General features: G+C 60.8%; 10 protein-coding genes. 7 read left to right on the forward strand and 3 right to left on the reverse strand.

Annotation, left to right across the window (positions count from 1 at the left end; all coding sequences use genetic code 11):
* Window positions 1-66: 66 nt before the first annotated feature.
* Together IRZ31_RS06930 and IRZ31_RS06935 are read right to left on the reverse strand one after the other, a co-directional pair.
* Complete coding sequence (locus IRZ31_RS06930; protein ID WP_297151504.1) at window positions 67-1,803, reverse strand: MDR family MFS transporter; 1,737 nt, start codon at window positions 1,801-1,803, stop codon at window positions 67-69.
* 40 nt (window positions 1,804-1,843) lie between these two features.
* The gene (locus IRZ31_RS06935; protein WP_297151506.1) at window positions 1,844-2,485 is read right to left on the reverse strand and encodes a TetR/AcrR family transcriptional regulator; all 642 of its coding nucleotides are present in this window, start codon (window positions 2,483-2,485) and stop codon (window positions 1,844-1,846) included.
* A 315-nt stretch (window positions 2,486-2,800) separates the two neighbouring features.
* Between IRZ31_RS06935 and IRZ31_RS06940 the strand changes: the two genes are divergently transcribed.
* The 7 genes from IRZ31_RS06940 to IRZ31_RS06970 all read left to right on the forward strand — a co-directional run bounded on the left by IRZ31_RS06940 (window position 2,801) and on the right by IRZ31_RS06970 (window position 12,391).
* Window positions 2,801-3,457, forward strand: a complete 657-nt coding sequence (locus IRZ31_RS06940; RefSeq protein ID WP_297151508.1) for a cupin domain-containing protein — start codon at window positions 2,801-2,803, stop codon at window positions 3,455-3,457.
* Window positions 3,458-3,471: 14 nt separating this feature from the next.
* A complete protein-coding gene (locus IRZ31_RS06945; RefSeq protein WP_297151511.1) occupies window positions 3,472-5,520 on the forward strand; it encodes a hydantoinase/oxoprolinase family protein in 2,049 nt (682 codons plus the stop codon).
* Window positions 5,521-5,526: 6 nt separating this feature from the next.
* On the forward strand, window positions 5,527-7,290 hold the full coding sequence (locus IRZ31_RS06950; RefSeq protein ID WP_297151514.1) for a hydantoinase B/oxoprolinase family protein: 1,764 nt from the start codon (window positions 5,527-5,529) through the stop codon (window positions 7,288-7,290).
* Between the two features lie 311 nt (window positions 7,291-7,601).
* Window positions 7,602-8,207 (forward strand): hypothetical protein, encoded by a 606-nt coding sequence (locus tag IRZ31_RS06955; protein WP_297151517.1) that lies wholly within the window; start codon window positions 7,602-7,604, stop codon window positions 8,205-8,207.
* A 383-nt stretch (window positions 8,208-8,590) separates the two neighbouring features.
* Window positions 8,591-10,372 carry an ABC transporter ATP-binding protein gene (locus IRZ31_RS06960; RefSeq protein WP_297151519.1) on the forward strand — a complete coding sequence of 594 codons (1,782 nt, stop codon included), beginning with the start codon at window positions 8,591-8,593 and terminating at the stop codon, window positions 10,370-10,372.
* The gene (locus tag IRZ31_RS06965) at window positions 10,362-11,216 is read left to right on the forward strand and encodes an energy-coupling factor transporter transmembrane component T (RefSeq protein ID WP_297151523.1); all 855 of its coding nucleotides are present in this window, start codon (window positions 10,362-10,364) and stop codon (window positions 11,214-11,216) included. Before IRZ31_RS06960 ends, IRZ31_RS06965 begins: the two co-directional genes overlap by 11 nt.
* 284 nt (window positions 11,217-11,500) lie before the next feature.
* On the forward strand, window positions 11,501-12,391 hold the full coding sequence (locus tag IRZ31_RS06970; RefSeq protein ID WP_297151526.1) for a class I SAM-dependent methyltransferase: 891 nt from the start codon (window positions 11,501-11,503) through the stop codon (window positions 12,389-12,391).
* Window positions 12,392-12,525: 134 nt separating this feature from the next.
* Here the strand turns inward: IRZ31_RS06970 and IRZ31_RS06975 are convergent.
* Window positions 12,526-13,744: HEAT repeat domain-containing protein (locus IRZ31_RS06975; protein ID WP_297151529.1), on the reverse strand; the 1,219-nt coding region annotated here is incomplete at its 5' end.

A 13,744-nucleotide genomic window follows, 5' to 3' on the forward strand; every position in this document is an offset into this window, starting at 1 on the left:
ATCGCCCTCTCGTAGATCGATGAGGGGAAGACACCGGCAAGGCAAGACAAGAAGAGAAGGAGACTGCTAAATCAGGCCGACCAGCTCGCCTGCCTCGGGCGCCGCCGCCTCCTGGCCCTGGTCAGCCTCCTGAGACTGAGGGCGCCGCCGGTCGCGCAGCTTGATCTCCTTCAGGAAGAAGACTGCGACCAGGGCCACGACCATCAGCCCGAAGCTCAACACAAAGACATTGTGGATACCCTGGGCCAGGCCCGTCTTGACCGCCTCCAGAATGGTCGCCAGCAGCCGCTGCCCCTGGGGTCCGAAAGCCGCTGCGGCCTGCTGCAGCTGTTGCCGGGCGCTGTCCGAGAGCAGAATCTCTGGATTATTAAAGGCCGAGAGGAAGCGAGCTGGCACCAGCTGCTTCACCGCCGCCGGCAGGGCCTGATCAAAGGCCGGCTGATAGGCCGAGGTCATGATCGACCCCATTGCCGCCAGACCAACCGTGGCCCCAATCTGGCGGAAAAAGACCAGAGCGGAGGTCGCCTGACCGATCTTGTGCACCGGCATGGCATTCTGCACCACCAGTGTGTAGAGCGACATACCGAAGCCCATGCCCAGACCCAGGACCAGCATGGCTACCAGGACATCCGTATTCGTGGAATGGACATCCAGGCGCGTGAGCAAGTAGGACCCGACCACACTGATGGCCATCCCCGTGATGGCGATCCATTTGTATTTACCAATACGAGAGACAAGCTGACCAGAAAAGATGCTGCCGACCACCGAGGTCAGCATCAGCGGCGTCAGGATCAGCCCGCTGTTGGTGGCCGTGGTGCCCACCACTCCCTGGACGAAGAGCGGGATGAAGAAGACGCTGCCGAAGAGGCCCATGCCAAAGATGACCGTCACGATCGTACTGACCGTAAAGATGCTATTCTTAAACAGGCCGGGTTCAATAATGGGCTGGCCCTGACGGCGCTCCAGTCGGGCCTCATAGAGCAGGAAGGCCGCCAGGAAGACCACCGCGCCGGCCAGCAAGCCGATAATCTGCGGCGAGAGCCAGTCGTACTGGTTACCGGCCAGCGAGAAACCGAGTAGCAGCGGCAAGGCACCCAGCACCAGCAGCACAGCGCCCAGGTAGTCGATCGAGACCTGACGATTCTTGCCGCGCAGCGCTGGCATCAAGAAGATCAAGACCAGCAGGGCCAGAATACCGATGGGCAGATTGACATAGAAGACCCAGCGCCAGCTCGTATTCTGCGTGATCCAGCCCCCCAAAGTTGGGCCGATGATCGAGGACAGGCCCCAGATGGCCCCAGTCAGGCCCTGCCACTTACCGCGCTCGCGCGGTGTGAACAGATCGCCGACGATGGCCATCGCAATTGGCAAGAGGGCGCCAGCGCCCAGGCCCTGAAAGGCCCGGAAGGCAATCAGCTGATTCATCGACTGGGCCGCCCCTGAGAGAGCCGAGCCGAGCAAGAAGACCACCACGCCAAACAAGAAAATCGGCTTGCGGCCCACCAGGTCCGAAAGCTTTCCGTAGATCGGCACCATCACCGTCGACGCCAGCAGGTAGGCCGTGGAGACCCAGGTATAGCGATCGAAGCCCTGCAGCTCGGCGATGATGCGCGGCATGGCCGTCGAGACAATCGTCTGATCCAGCGAGGCCAGCAACATCACCATCAGCACGCCGGCCATCGTCAGCACCGTCTCACGCGCCGAAAAGCGCGGCTGCTCGTCAGCTGTCACAGTCCGGGCCCCCCCAGCGGCGAGCGTCTCCACCGCAGGGCCAGTACCAGACGGAGGTGTTATCGAGTCCATAGAAGTACTTTCTCTCCTCTCTCTTCCGCAATCGCCACCATCAGCAACTTGGCTTGTGCTCAGCAGCGATTCCCTTAAAGTAAATGCGAGCGAGATAGCGCACCACTTCGGCAGGTGCCAGGCCCTCCTGCCCCACCAAGCGCTCATAGCCGCGCACCGACACCAGATTCAGAAAGAGGCTGAGCATGACACTGGTCGGCAGTTCGGGATCGAACTCGCCGGCAGCCTGCCCTTCGGCAAGCAGCTCTTCGATGCAGTGCATCAACTGCCCCCAGCTAGCACTCATCTCCTTCTTCTTTTCCAGAAGGACGCGCATCTCTGGGCTATTATATATGCTATAGAATAGACGAGTGTGCTTTCTAAACAATTCGCCGTAGAGAAGGCACAGAATTGCTTCCAACTTCTCGCGCGCCGAGCGTCCTGAAGACGAAGCGATGGCCTCCACTTCCGAGATCACTTGCTCGGTATCCCGGCGAAAGAGGGCGACGAGCAGGTCCTCTTTGCTGGGGAAATGCAAGTAGACCGTCCCCTTGGCGATTCCCACGCGCGCAGCGATCTCATCGATCGAGGTCTCGTGGTAGCCTTTTTCGCAGAAGACCTCCTCTGCGGTCTGCAAGATGAGCGCCTCACGCTCCTGCCGTTGCTTCTCCTTCCATGAGCGCGGCGCGGTCGAAGGTGGCATCAGTGCACCTCCTCATTCGTTGACCGGCGGTACACAGTTTGACTACCTTTACAGAAAATGACCACTGCGAAGAATTTTGACCGACCAGTCATGACTGGACAGTCAGAATCTTACCACCTGGTCAAGGAAGATGTCAAGGGGGGAGCAGCGAATGGCTACCTCATTTGGCGCGTCTTCAGGCGAAGCTTCCAGGAAGACAGGCTTATCAGCTATTTTACGGAGCCGCCCCTCTTGCAAAGAGGCCATCCCTATGCTATACTCACTAAAAATGTTTACCTACATAAAACATTGGCATAGAGTGAGGCAGAAGACAGCATGACGACAGCCGGTCGTGGACTCATCGAGGAGCAAAGCCAGGCCGCCAAAGATACGTCAGCCAGCGTTACTGAAGCCGAAGAGCGGCTTCGTCTTATCGGGTCTCTTATTCGGGCCAGGCGGCGCGAGTTGAAATTATCTTTGCGCGAGCTGAGCAAGCGAACAGGTCTCTCAATTGGTTTCCTCTCCCTGGTGGAACGAGGGCGATCATCGTTAGCGCTCACCTCTCTTTCCACCGTTGCCAAAGCGCTTGACATGAATCTGGCGAGTTTTTTCCCGCCGGCTGAGCAAGAGAAAGGGCGGCCCGGGATGACCCAGCTGCCGTATGTCCAGCGCGCGGAGAACGGGAGCCAGCTGGCCGTGGTCTCCAGTTTGCGCACCTACAAGATGCTTTCGCCGCGCGCCCCCAACCTGACCCTGGAGCCGTTGTATGTGACGATCCAGCCAGGCGATGTCAAAGAGGAACCCTATAGCCACGATGGAGAGGAGTTCGCCTATATCCTGGAAGGTGAACTGGTTTTTATCATCGCTGGGCAACAGTACTGCCTCGGTCCTGGAGACAGCATCTACTTCCATTCTTCCGTGCCCCACGCTATCCGTAATGAGACAGGTGCGGTGGTACGGGCCATTTGGGTTCTGACTCCGCGACTGATGTGAGAAAGGCTAAGACGATGAGTACACGAGCAGCCGTTGACATCGGCGGAACGTTCACCGACCTTGTTTACCTGGATGAAACAACTGGACAGATCGGCCTGGGCAAGACCTCAACTACGCCAGCTCGCTTCGAAGAAGGGGTCATCACGGCCCTGACCCAGGCTCAGCTGCATGATGTCCAGTTCCTCGCCCACGGGACCACCGTGATCATCAACACCTTGACCGAGCGCAAGGGCGCTGTCACGGCCTTAATTACCACCCGTGGCTTCCGCGATGTCCTCGAAATCCAGCGTGCGAACCGCCCCGATATTTATAATCTGCTGTTCACGAAGCCGAAGCCCTTTGTTCCGCGCCGTCTGCGCCTGGAAGTGCGTGAGCGCATCAACTATAAGGGCGAGGTGCTGCAACCCCTGGTCGAGGAGGACGTTCGGGCCGCTGTGGCCGAGGCGCGCCGTCAGGGGGCGCAGGCCCTGGCCATCTGCTTTCTGCACGCTTACGCCAATCCCGTCCATGAGAAGCGGGTGTTAGAGATTGTGCGTGAGGAGTGGCCCGACGTCGATGTGACAGCCTCTCACGAGCTGGCCAACGAGTGGCGTGAGTTCCAGCGCACGAGTACCGTCGTCCTCGACGCCTATGTGAAGCCGGTAGCGCGGCGCTATCTGGAGGCCCTTTCGCGGCGCCTCGATGAGGTCGGGATCGGGCAGCAGCGCCGCTATGCCATGCAGTCCAACGGCGGCATCTCGAAGTTCGAGCTGGCCAGTCGCACCCCTATCCACCTGGTGGAGTCGGGTCCTGTCGGCGGCGTAATCGGTGCGGCAGCTATCAGTAAGTTGCTGCACGAGGATAATATTATTACGCTCGACATTGGCGGGACAACGGCTAAATCTTCGTTGGTGGAGCACGGCGAGATTCGCGTGACGAGCGATTACTATATTGAGCGCACGCCAACGACTGCTGGCTATCCGATCAAGGTGCCGGTGGTGGACATTGTGGAGATCGGAGCCGGTGGAGGCAGCATTGCCTGGATCGATCCGGCGGGTGCTCTCAAGGTGGGACCACGCAGCGCGGGGGCCGAGCCAGGGCCGGCCTGCTATGGACGTGGCGGCAGTGCGCCAACGGTTACCGATGCCAATGTGCTGGTGGGCCGTATCAATCCCGACTATTTCCTCGGTGGCACGATTCGCCTGGACGTGGAGCAGGCCCGTCGGGCGATGCTGACCATTGCTCAGCCACTGGGCCTCGATGTGGAGGAGGCGGCTCTGGGCATCATCCGCCTGGCCAATGCCAATATGATCCACCTGCTCAAGCTGGTCTCGGTGCGCCAGGGCCGCGACCCACGCGAGTTCGCGATGGTGGCCTTCGGTGGCGGTGGCCCAATGCATGCCGCCGCTCTGGCCCGCGAGCTGCGCGTCCCGCGCGTCATTATCCCCCCTGCCCCCGCCCACTTCTCGGCCTGGGGCATGTTGATGAGCGATATCCGCCATGACCTGGTCCGCACCAAGCCGGTGCGCCTCGATGGGGTAGCGATGGCCGAGCTGGAAGCGATCTGGGCGGAGATGGAGCAGCAACTGCAGGAGACCTTTGCCGCCGAGGGTGTGCAGCCGGAGGAAGTGGTCTTTGCCCGCTCCGCTGACATGCGTTACCTGGGCCAGGAGCACACGGTGGCTGTGCCTGTGCCGACGGGCCACCTGGGCGAGGAGGCGCTCCCATTGGTCGCCAGCCGCTTCCACGACCTGCATGAGCAGCTCTATACCTTCCGCCAGGATTCGCCCATCGAGCTGGTGAATCTGCGTGTGGCCGGCTTCGGACGAGTGCGCAAGCCTGAGCTGCAGACGATCCCTCAGCATGATGGGAGCAAGCTCGCCCTGAAAGGCCAACGCCTGGTTCACTTCGACGACCTCGGGCGCTATGAGACACGCATCTATGAGCGCAGCCGTCTGGGGGCTGGCGCCCGCCTGGAGGGACCGGCCATTGTAGAGGAGCCGGCGGCCTCCACGGTGGTCTTGCCTGGCCAGCAGTTGCACGTCGACGCTTTCGGGAATTTGATTATCGAAACGGGAGAGTGAGCGAGCATGGCCCAGCGCATGGCAGAGTCCAACCGCGCCGATGTCGACCTCTTTACGATTGAGATCGTCAAAGATGCTCTGGTCGCGATCGGCGATGAGATGTTTATCGCGCTGCAGCGTACGTCGAAGAGCACCATCATCTATGAGGTGCTCGACTTCGCTTCTGGTTTGACGGATGCTCGCGGCCAGCTCATCACCCAGGGCAATGGGGTGACGGGCTTCCTGGGCACCCTGACCTTCGCGGTGCGCTCGGTGCTGGAAAAGTTTGGTACGGAGAATCTGCATCCGGGCGATGTGGTGATTACCAACGATCCCTATGGCGGCGGCGGCACCCACCTCTCGGATGTCTCGCTGGTCGTGCCAATCTTCTACGGGGGACAGCTGGTGGCCTTCGCCGCCAGTAAGGCCCACTGGACCGAAGTCGGCGGCAAAGACCCCGGCTCCTGGACAACCGATTCAACCGAGGTGTTCCAGGAAGGGCTACAGTTCCCTTGTGTGAAGCTCTTTGAGGAGGGCCGCCCTGTCCAGAGCCTCATCGATCTGATCGCCGCCAATGTGCGCCTGCCGGATATGACCCTTGGCGATATGTATGCGCAGGCCGCCTCTCTCCACCTGGGCGAGCGGCGTTTCCAGGAGCTATGCGACCGCTATGGGCTGGCTGTGGTCCAGAGTTCGATCGAGGCCCTGCTCGATTATGGCGAGCGTATGACACGGCTGGAGCTGGCTAAGCTACCCAAGGGCGTCTATGAGGCCGAAGACTGGATCGATGATGATGGATTAGGCCACGGCCCCTTCCCGGTGCGCGTGAAGGTGACGATCAGCGACGATGAGTTTATCTGTGACTTCACGGGTACTCATCCCCAGGTGCCAGGTCCGGTCAATTGTACGCTGACGGGCCTGCATTCGGGCGTGCGCACGATGCTCAAGGCTATTACCAGCCCGACGATTCCGGTCAATGAGGGCTGCTTCAGGCCGCTCAAGATTATTTGTCCGTCGGGGACGATTTTCACCGCTCAGCGTCCGGCGCCGGTTTCGACCTATTGGGAGACCATGAACTATGTGACTGACTTGGTCTGGAAGGCGCTGGCGCCGATCGTGCCCGATCGCTTGAGCGCTGGCCACTTCCTGTCAGTCTGCGGTATCGTCCTTGCCGGGACTCATCCCGATACGAACGAGCTGTTCCTGCTGGTTGAGCCGCAGGCCGGTGGCTGGGGAGCCGGTGCTGCCAAAGACGGCGAGTCCGGTCTGATGTGCGTAGGCGATGGCGAGACGTATGTGATCCCGGTAGAGGTCGCGGAGACGCGCTACGGTATCCTGGTCGAGCGCTACGAGCTGGATACGGAGCCGCGGGCCGGAGCAGGTCGCTATCGCGGCGGACGGGGCTGCATCCGCGAGTACCGCGCTGTGGCTGACAACGTGACCTTGACCGCTACTTTTGGCCGCCACAAGTATGTTCCCTGGGGCGTGGCTGGCGGCCAGAACGGCTCACGCAACGAGGTGCGCATCCGGCACGAGGATGGCCGTGAGGTGGTGCTGGGCAAGTGCGCCCGCTATCCGCTCAAACGCGGCGAGGTGGCGCGCCTGGTGACTGGCACTGGCGGCGGTTGGGGGTCTCCTCTGGAGCGTCCAGTTGAGGCAGTGATCGAGGATGTGCGCGATGGCTACATCAGTCGCGAACAGGCCTGGCAGGACTATGGCGTTGAGCTGGACCCGGCGACCTTGAGCGTGGTCCGTCTCAGTCCTGAGCGCCTGAGCCGTTCAGCTTCGTGATCGGCAGATGTGGGATCATCGCCAGGTCAGCCATCTGCTGATCAGGTGGCTCCAGACCTGGCGATCGCCAGGCACTGCATCGCTGTGGAAGGCTGCTCCTCTCCTGCCTGGACCAGGGCAGGCAGCGGGTAGCATCTTCCCCCTCCCATACGACTAGCAGGGCAGTCGCCGAGCGCGCTGCTCCTCTTCTATTCCAACCAAGGGAAAAGGTCAGCCTGAGCCGAAGCAACGTTAGAGATCGACGAGTCGTTGGCCCATTAGTAGGCTACCCTGGCGTCGCCGCCGCGGCGTCAGCGGGGGAGGTTAGAGATATGCAGCAGACTACCAATAGTCCAGGTGAGTTGGTGCAGCGCCGCCCCATCCTCAGCGCGCGCCAGATTGCGGTCGCGGTGATCTTCGGAGCCATTGCGGCAGCCTTCGAACTGCTCCAGATTACGATCCCCGGTTATCTGCCCGGCGTCAACTTCAATCTCGGTGGTATTTGGCTGACCCTGTCGACCATGATTGGCGGCCCTATCGTCGGGGCCATTGTGGTCTTCGTCGATTCGGTCACCGGCCAGGTCGGGATCATTGGTTGGCCCGGCTACCTTATCCACGTGCTGATTCTGGCCGCCTTCTATCCCGCTGTCTATCGTGTGGCCAGTGTCCCCAAGCGCCTGGGCCTTTTCTTGCTCGTGACTGCGGTGGCGCTCTTCTTCCAGTACTGGTGGTGGATCGGCCTCTACTCCTTTGTGTTGAAGATCATCCCCTTTCAGGCTCAGCTGGCCCTGCAGTTTGGCTATGCCTACTGGATCTATCTGATCATTTATTTCCTGGTCCCGGCCATCCTGCTGGCCACGGTGCCGAAGTTCGTTGCTCCTCAGTGGCGCTGGCCGTGGCAGCGTGAAGAGACCCCTCAGACCGCTGAGCTGAGTTGAGTAGTTAAGCGCCTTTCAGCTTCAGCCGAGGCGGCCTGGACCGGATAGGATAGAGAGGAGAAGGAGAGCAGGGGGCTTGCTCCTACTCAGAAGGCGCTGATGAGTTACCTGCTTACAGGTGTCGGCTCTCTTCTGCCCGCTCTGGAAGAGAGAGCGCTCTTGCGGAACAGGTCGGGCTGAGACGCGGCACGCCTCCCAGTAAAGGAGCGTGCTGACATGGATAGATCAAGCCTGGCCTGGCTCGTCATGGGCGCTCTCTCCTGGCGCGGTGGGCTCAGGCGTGAAGCTTTGTGCCTCTTCTCCATCAATTGTGTTTTTGCTTAGGGGCATGCGAGCGCTCTCTGACTTACCCCATTAGCAGCTGGAAAAGGAGGAACGAACTCGTGCCAGTAGAGGAGCAAGCGTGTGCGCTCGCCTACGAGGGATTCGGGTTCACCTACGAGCAAGGGACCAGTGAGGTCGTGCGCGATCTGTCGCTCCAGCTTTCTCAGGGACGGGTGGTGTTGATCACCGGGCCGAGCGGAGCCGGGAAAACAACGGTCTGTCGCGCGGCCAACGGGCTGATTCCTCATGAGTTTAAGGGGAGTATGCGAGGCCGGGTTACCGTAGCCGGACGCTACGATTCGCGGCGCTATAGCGTTAGCGCCCTCTCAAAGCTGGTCGGTCTCTTGCAACAAGATCCCGATACGCAGCTCTTCAATCCAACGGTCGAAGAAGAAATCGCCTTTGGGGCCTGCAACTATGGTCTGCCCGCCGAGACTATCCGCAAGCGCATTGAGCGGCTGCTAGAGCTGACTCGCTTGAGCGAGCATCGGCGCAAGAATCCACATCAGCTCTCGGGCGGGCAACAGCAAGCCTGCGCTTTGGCAGCCATCCTGGCCTTTGATCCGCAGACCCTGATTCTGGACGAGCCAACTTCGAACATCGATCCTTTGGGGAGCCAGGAGGTGCTGACGCTGGTGGCTCGCCTGGCACGCGAAGAGGGACGGGCCACGCTTCTGATAGAGCATAAGCTCGATGAGATCGTTCATCTGGTCGACGAGATGCTGGTGATGGACCGGGGGCAGGTGCTGCATCGCGGGAGCGTGCGCGAGGTGCTGGAACATGTCGAGTATATTGACTCGGTGGGCCTGAGCGTTCCCCAGGTGACGCTGTTAGCGGCCCGCCTGCGCTCAGCCGGCTGGCCCCTGCCACGCCTGCCTCTGGATGTCAGTGAGGCGGTGACCTTGCTGGAACCGTTCATCGATGGTCCGGCCCTGGCCAGCCTTCCTGTTCCAGCCTCTACCTGCGCTGTCGGCTCTGGCTCGGACAGCGCCGGCGGAGCAAGCCCAAGCGCCGAGACGGTGATCGAGGTCAGCGGCCTGAGCCACGTCTATCGCGATGGGACGTCGGCCTTGTACGATCTTGATCTTCAGATCCGCTGCGGCGAGTTTGTGGCTATCCTGGGCCAAAATGGCTCAGGCAAGACAACCCTGGTCAAGCATTTCAATGGCCTGCTGAAGCCGACCAGCGGCACGGTGCGCGTGGCCGGCCTTGATACGGCCAGGGCCAGTATCAATGAGATGGCTACCACCGTGGGCTTTATTTTCCAGAATCCCGATACGCAGATCTGTAAGTTGAAGGTCTACGATGAGCTGGCTTTCGGCCTACGCAATCTGGGTCTGCCCGAGAAGCAGGTCAGGGAGCGGGTGCAGCAGGCCGCCGAGGATTTGGAGATTGTGCACCTGCTCGATAAAAATCCGTTCCTGCTGAGCATGGGAGAGAAGCAGCGCATTGCGGTGGCGGCAGTGCTGGCCATGCAGCCCAGTGTGTTGGTGCTTGATGAGCCAACAACGGGACAGGACTATAAGCGGGCCAAGGAGATTATGGATCTGGCTGTCCGCCTACACGCCACAGGTCAGACCGTGGTGGTCATTACGCACGATATGAATCTGGCAGCTGAGTATTGCCAGCGGGTGGTGGTCATGGCCAATGGGCGGGTGCTGCTGGATGCACCAACCCGCCAGGCTTTCCAGGCAAGGGAGGCGCTCCAGGCTTCTTCGTTGCGCTCCCCCCAGGTGACCCAGTTGGGCCAGCAGCTCGGCGCTCCCTGGGCCTGGCTGACGGTCGATGAGGCGCTGGCCGCTCTCCGTGCAGTACGAAAGGGGGCCGGCAATGGCGCTTGAGCTGTCCTATCAAGACCGCGGTTCGGTGATCCACCGGCTCGATCCCCGGGTCAAGCTCCTGTGGTGGCTCTCCATCAATATTACGCTCACGACCTGGAATGACCCGCTCTTCCTCTTTTTGCTGCTGGCGAGCGTCTTCGCCTACGGGAGGATTGCCCGCATTCCGGTCTGGCAAGGAGTAAAGCAGCTTCTGCCAATCCTGCCGTTTGTGATCTTCGTCCTGCTGGCTAATATCGCTTTCTGGCGCCCGGTCCATGCGGAGACTGCCCACTTTATTGGCTACGTTATCCCGCGCGGCACGCCGGTCCTCCCACCGGTTCCGCTCTACTGGGAGACCGTGGTCTTCTCTGTCGGTACGATGCTGCGTCTGCTGGTGCTAGTTGAGAGTACGCTGGTGTTGATTAAGACCGTCTCACCAGCGGAGATGGCTCTCGCTGTGGCGCGCATGGGGGTGCCGCCGGAGATCGGGATGGCCCTCTCGATGACCATCGCCTATATCCCGGTGGTGGTCGCTCAGCTCGTCTCGGTGATGGAGGCCCAGCAGTCGCGCGCCTGGAAAGTGAAGACCTCTAATCCGATCGCACGCTTCCGCGCCTATACGACGATTGCTATTCCTACCTTTTTCCGCTCGTTCCAGGCGGCAGAGGCGATGGCAGCGGCTATGCTTTCGCGCGGTTTCGGCTACGATATTGACCATCGCACTGAGCTGGAACCAAGGCGCTTTAGTGGACAGGATTGGGTCTTGACAGCGCTCTTTGCAGCTTTCCTCGTGGGTGGCTTTCTCCTCGGTTTCTTCGGTATTGTGCAGTACACCCTTACGATGCGCTTGCTGGGCTTCCACTAGGGTAGGAAGGCGCCAGCACGACGAGTCTGACCCTCTCCCTGGTCAGGTCGTTCGCCTTGTCATCGCTGTTCTGTTGACGCGAGCTGCTCAGGCGCTGGTGCCCAGGTATCTGGCTGGACGGCAGCCATGACGGCTGATGGCTGGCGCGGGTCAGATTGGCCAGGCTGTGCGACGGGATCGATAGCCGGCTCCTCCGCCGCGCGGCCTGTGCATACCTGGCGAACATCTTTGTGCAAGGCGAGAGTTGGCTCGCTTCAGTCAGTTTCGAAGAGGAGCACCTATGCATGACGAGAATAGAGCCTGATGATACTTCGCAAGGTGGCGCAAAGCACGATCGTGCAATAGCCTATCTGATGCACCTGGAGCGTCTGCTGATGGAAGGTCTGGGCAGTGCGCTCGCCGAGGAGGAGATCCCGCCCGACGGGGGGCGGGTGCTTGATGTGGCCTGCGGATCTGGCAGCTGGGTCTTGGAGCTGGCTTTTCAGTATCCAGGGGTCGAAGTGCTCGGCATTGACTCCCACCCTGAGCTGATCGAGCGGGCTCGGGTCCAAGCCTGGGCTCGTAATCTGGAACATGTCAGCTTCCAGATGGTCACCGATGTGGAGTCGCTGGCCCTCCCCGCTGCTTCCTTTGATTTGATCCACGGGCGGCTGCTCTCCCTTTGCCTAGCGCCGAAAGCCTGGCCACGGCTCCTGGCTGAGTGTTGCCGCTTACTGAAACCAGGCGGCAAACTGAGTCTGATCGAAAGCGAGGGGCCGCTGACGACCAGTCTGGCGATTGAGTATGACTGGTGCCTGGTGAGCAAGGCTCTGCAACGTGCGGGTCGGAGCTTTTCGGTGGATGGGCGCCACCTCGGCATCACAGTGGTGCTACCGCGTCTGCTGCGCCAGGCTGGCCTACTGGATGTGCGGGTGCGTTCTCATCTCATCGAGTGGTCGCAGGGAAGCGAGACCCATCTCGCGGGCTGTAAAGCTTTCTTGAGCAGCTTCAAGCGTTTTGCTTCCTTGATCCTTACAACAGGCGTAGCCTCTAAGGAAGAGCTGGAGCAGCTAGAGGAGCAGACCCTGACCGAGCTACAGGACGAGGATTTTTGCGCCCTCTGGCCATTGCTGACGGTCTGGGGACGCAAGCCGGTCTCTCCAGATGAGCTTCCTCCAGAGCGCGATTGGTGGTAGGAGGGGAGAGCCTCAACAGCACTGCTACCAGCCGGGCCGCCGGCGCGACCCGGCCTACTGCTTCCTTCACCCGCTTTGCCCAGGAAGGTGGAGGAGATGGGGGAGCAGCCTGCACCCCTCCTGATCAGCGGTCCTTACCGAAGCTGCTCCCTCTCTGGCCAGCTCACAATGGCTCTGCTCCGCTTCTGCCAGGACTTGAGCGCTGCCCGCGCCTGCCCTTTATCAAGGGCAAAGTGATCTTGTAGGAAGGTCAGAACCTCTCTGCCAAGGGTGGCTTCAGGTCGCAGCTGCATAGGGAGGTCCTCGCAGTCAAAGCGCTCGACGGCTCGGAGATATCCCGGCGTCAGGTATAGCGATGTGAGCCATCTCAGGGAGCCGGGGAGCCTGATTCCGTGGAGCGCTCCCAGCGCTCCACGCCTGCCCAGCGCATAGCTGAGCGCTTTCAGACAGCCTGTACGGGTTGGCGACGGGCGGCTGTGATCCTCCTCTTCTTTGCAGCGCCCCAGCAGGGCCTGTCGTAACCGCGATAGCAGGGAGGATGGCCCCCATCCTGCCAGCACCCACGGTATCAGCTGCTTGTAGAGATCGTACCAACCACTGGCCTCGGGCACGACGCTGACTCGACCCTCGCTGTCGACGACTATGGGCGCTGGCGTGAGCAGATAGCGCTCAATCACTGGGATGGCTCGCTCGTCTCGACGCAGCACCAGGCAGCAGGCCGCCGCACAGCGCAGCAGCCAGTCAGGATGCTCCAGCAACGGCGCCAGCGTCTCATTGACCCCCTCACAGGAACTGTGCCCCAGGGCAAACACCGCCAGCCGGTCCCGTCCCTCTCCTTCGCGCAGCACTCGCTTCAGCGTCTCCTCATCTACTCCCCCCCAGCGCTCGACAAAGGCCTCCGCTGCCTCCCAGGCCACCCGGTACCAGGGACGCGCCAGGTCGTCCCCTGGCTCCTCTTCCTCATCGTAGTCCATCAACAGGAAGGCCCGCGCGATAGAGCGCGGGTACTGCCGTGGTAGATAGCCTGGCTCCGTAAAGAAGCTCTCTTCCCCAAAGATCAGACCTTCGGAAATTCCTTCCACCAAAGCATCTCTCTCACCTTGTTTCTTCTGAAGTGAATCTGCAAAGGCCGAGAGGGCTGCATACGCTCGTTCCAGATGCTGATGCCAGGTACCCATATGCTGACGAAATGGCTCGCTCACCTGAGCAGCAAGCTGAGAGGCTGGCTGGAGAATCTGCTGATGCAGCTGAACGAGCTGAACCTGCCAGGCTTCGTGCAGGTTCTTCTGTTGTGTTCCAGCAGTACTCTCAAGCCTCTGAGGATGGTAGAGAATAGTATCTTCTATATAACCT

The organism is Thermogemmatispora sp. (genome assembly GCF_019683635.1).
Lineage (GTDB): Bacteria > Chloroflexota > Ktedonobacteria > Ktedonobacterales > Ktedonobacteraceae > Thermogemmatispora.

Bases quoted from the DNA above. Each gene is read 5' to 3' on its own strand.
- IRZ31_RS06930 (WP_297151504.1), bottom strand. From the start codon at position 1,803: ATGGACTCGATAACACCTCCGTCTGGTACTGGCCCTGCGGTGGAGACG.
- IRZ31_RS06935 (WP_297151506.1), bottom strand. From the start codon at position 2,485: ATGCCACCTTCGACCGCGCCGCGCTCATGGAAGGAGAAGCAACGGCAG.
- IRZ31_RS06940 (WP_297151508.1), top strand. From the start codon at position 2,801: ATGACGACAGCCGGTCGTGGACTCATCGAGGAGCAAAGCCAGGCCGCC.
- IRZ31_RS06945 (WP_297151511.1), top strand. From the start codon at position 3,472: ATGAGTACACGAGCAGCCGTTGACATCGGCGGAACGTTCACCGACCTT.
- IRZ31_RS06950 (WP_297151514.1), top strand. From the start codon at position 5,527: ATGGCCCAGCGCATGGCAGAGTCCAACCGCGCCGATGTCGACCTCTTT.
- IRZ31_RS06955 (WP_297151517.1), top strand. From the start codon at position 7,602: ATGCAGCAGACTACCAATAGTCCAGGTGAGTTGGTGCAGCGCCGCCCC.
- IRZ31_RS06965 (WP_297151523.1), top strand. From the start codon at position 10,362: ATGGCGCTTGAGCTGTCCTATCAAGACCGCGGTTCGGTGATCCACCGG.
- IRZ31_RS06970 (WP_297151526.1), top strand. From the start codon at position 11,501: ATGACGAGAATAGAGCCTGATGATACTTCGCAAGGTGGCGCAAAGCAC.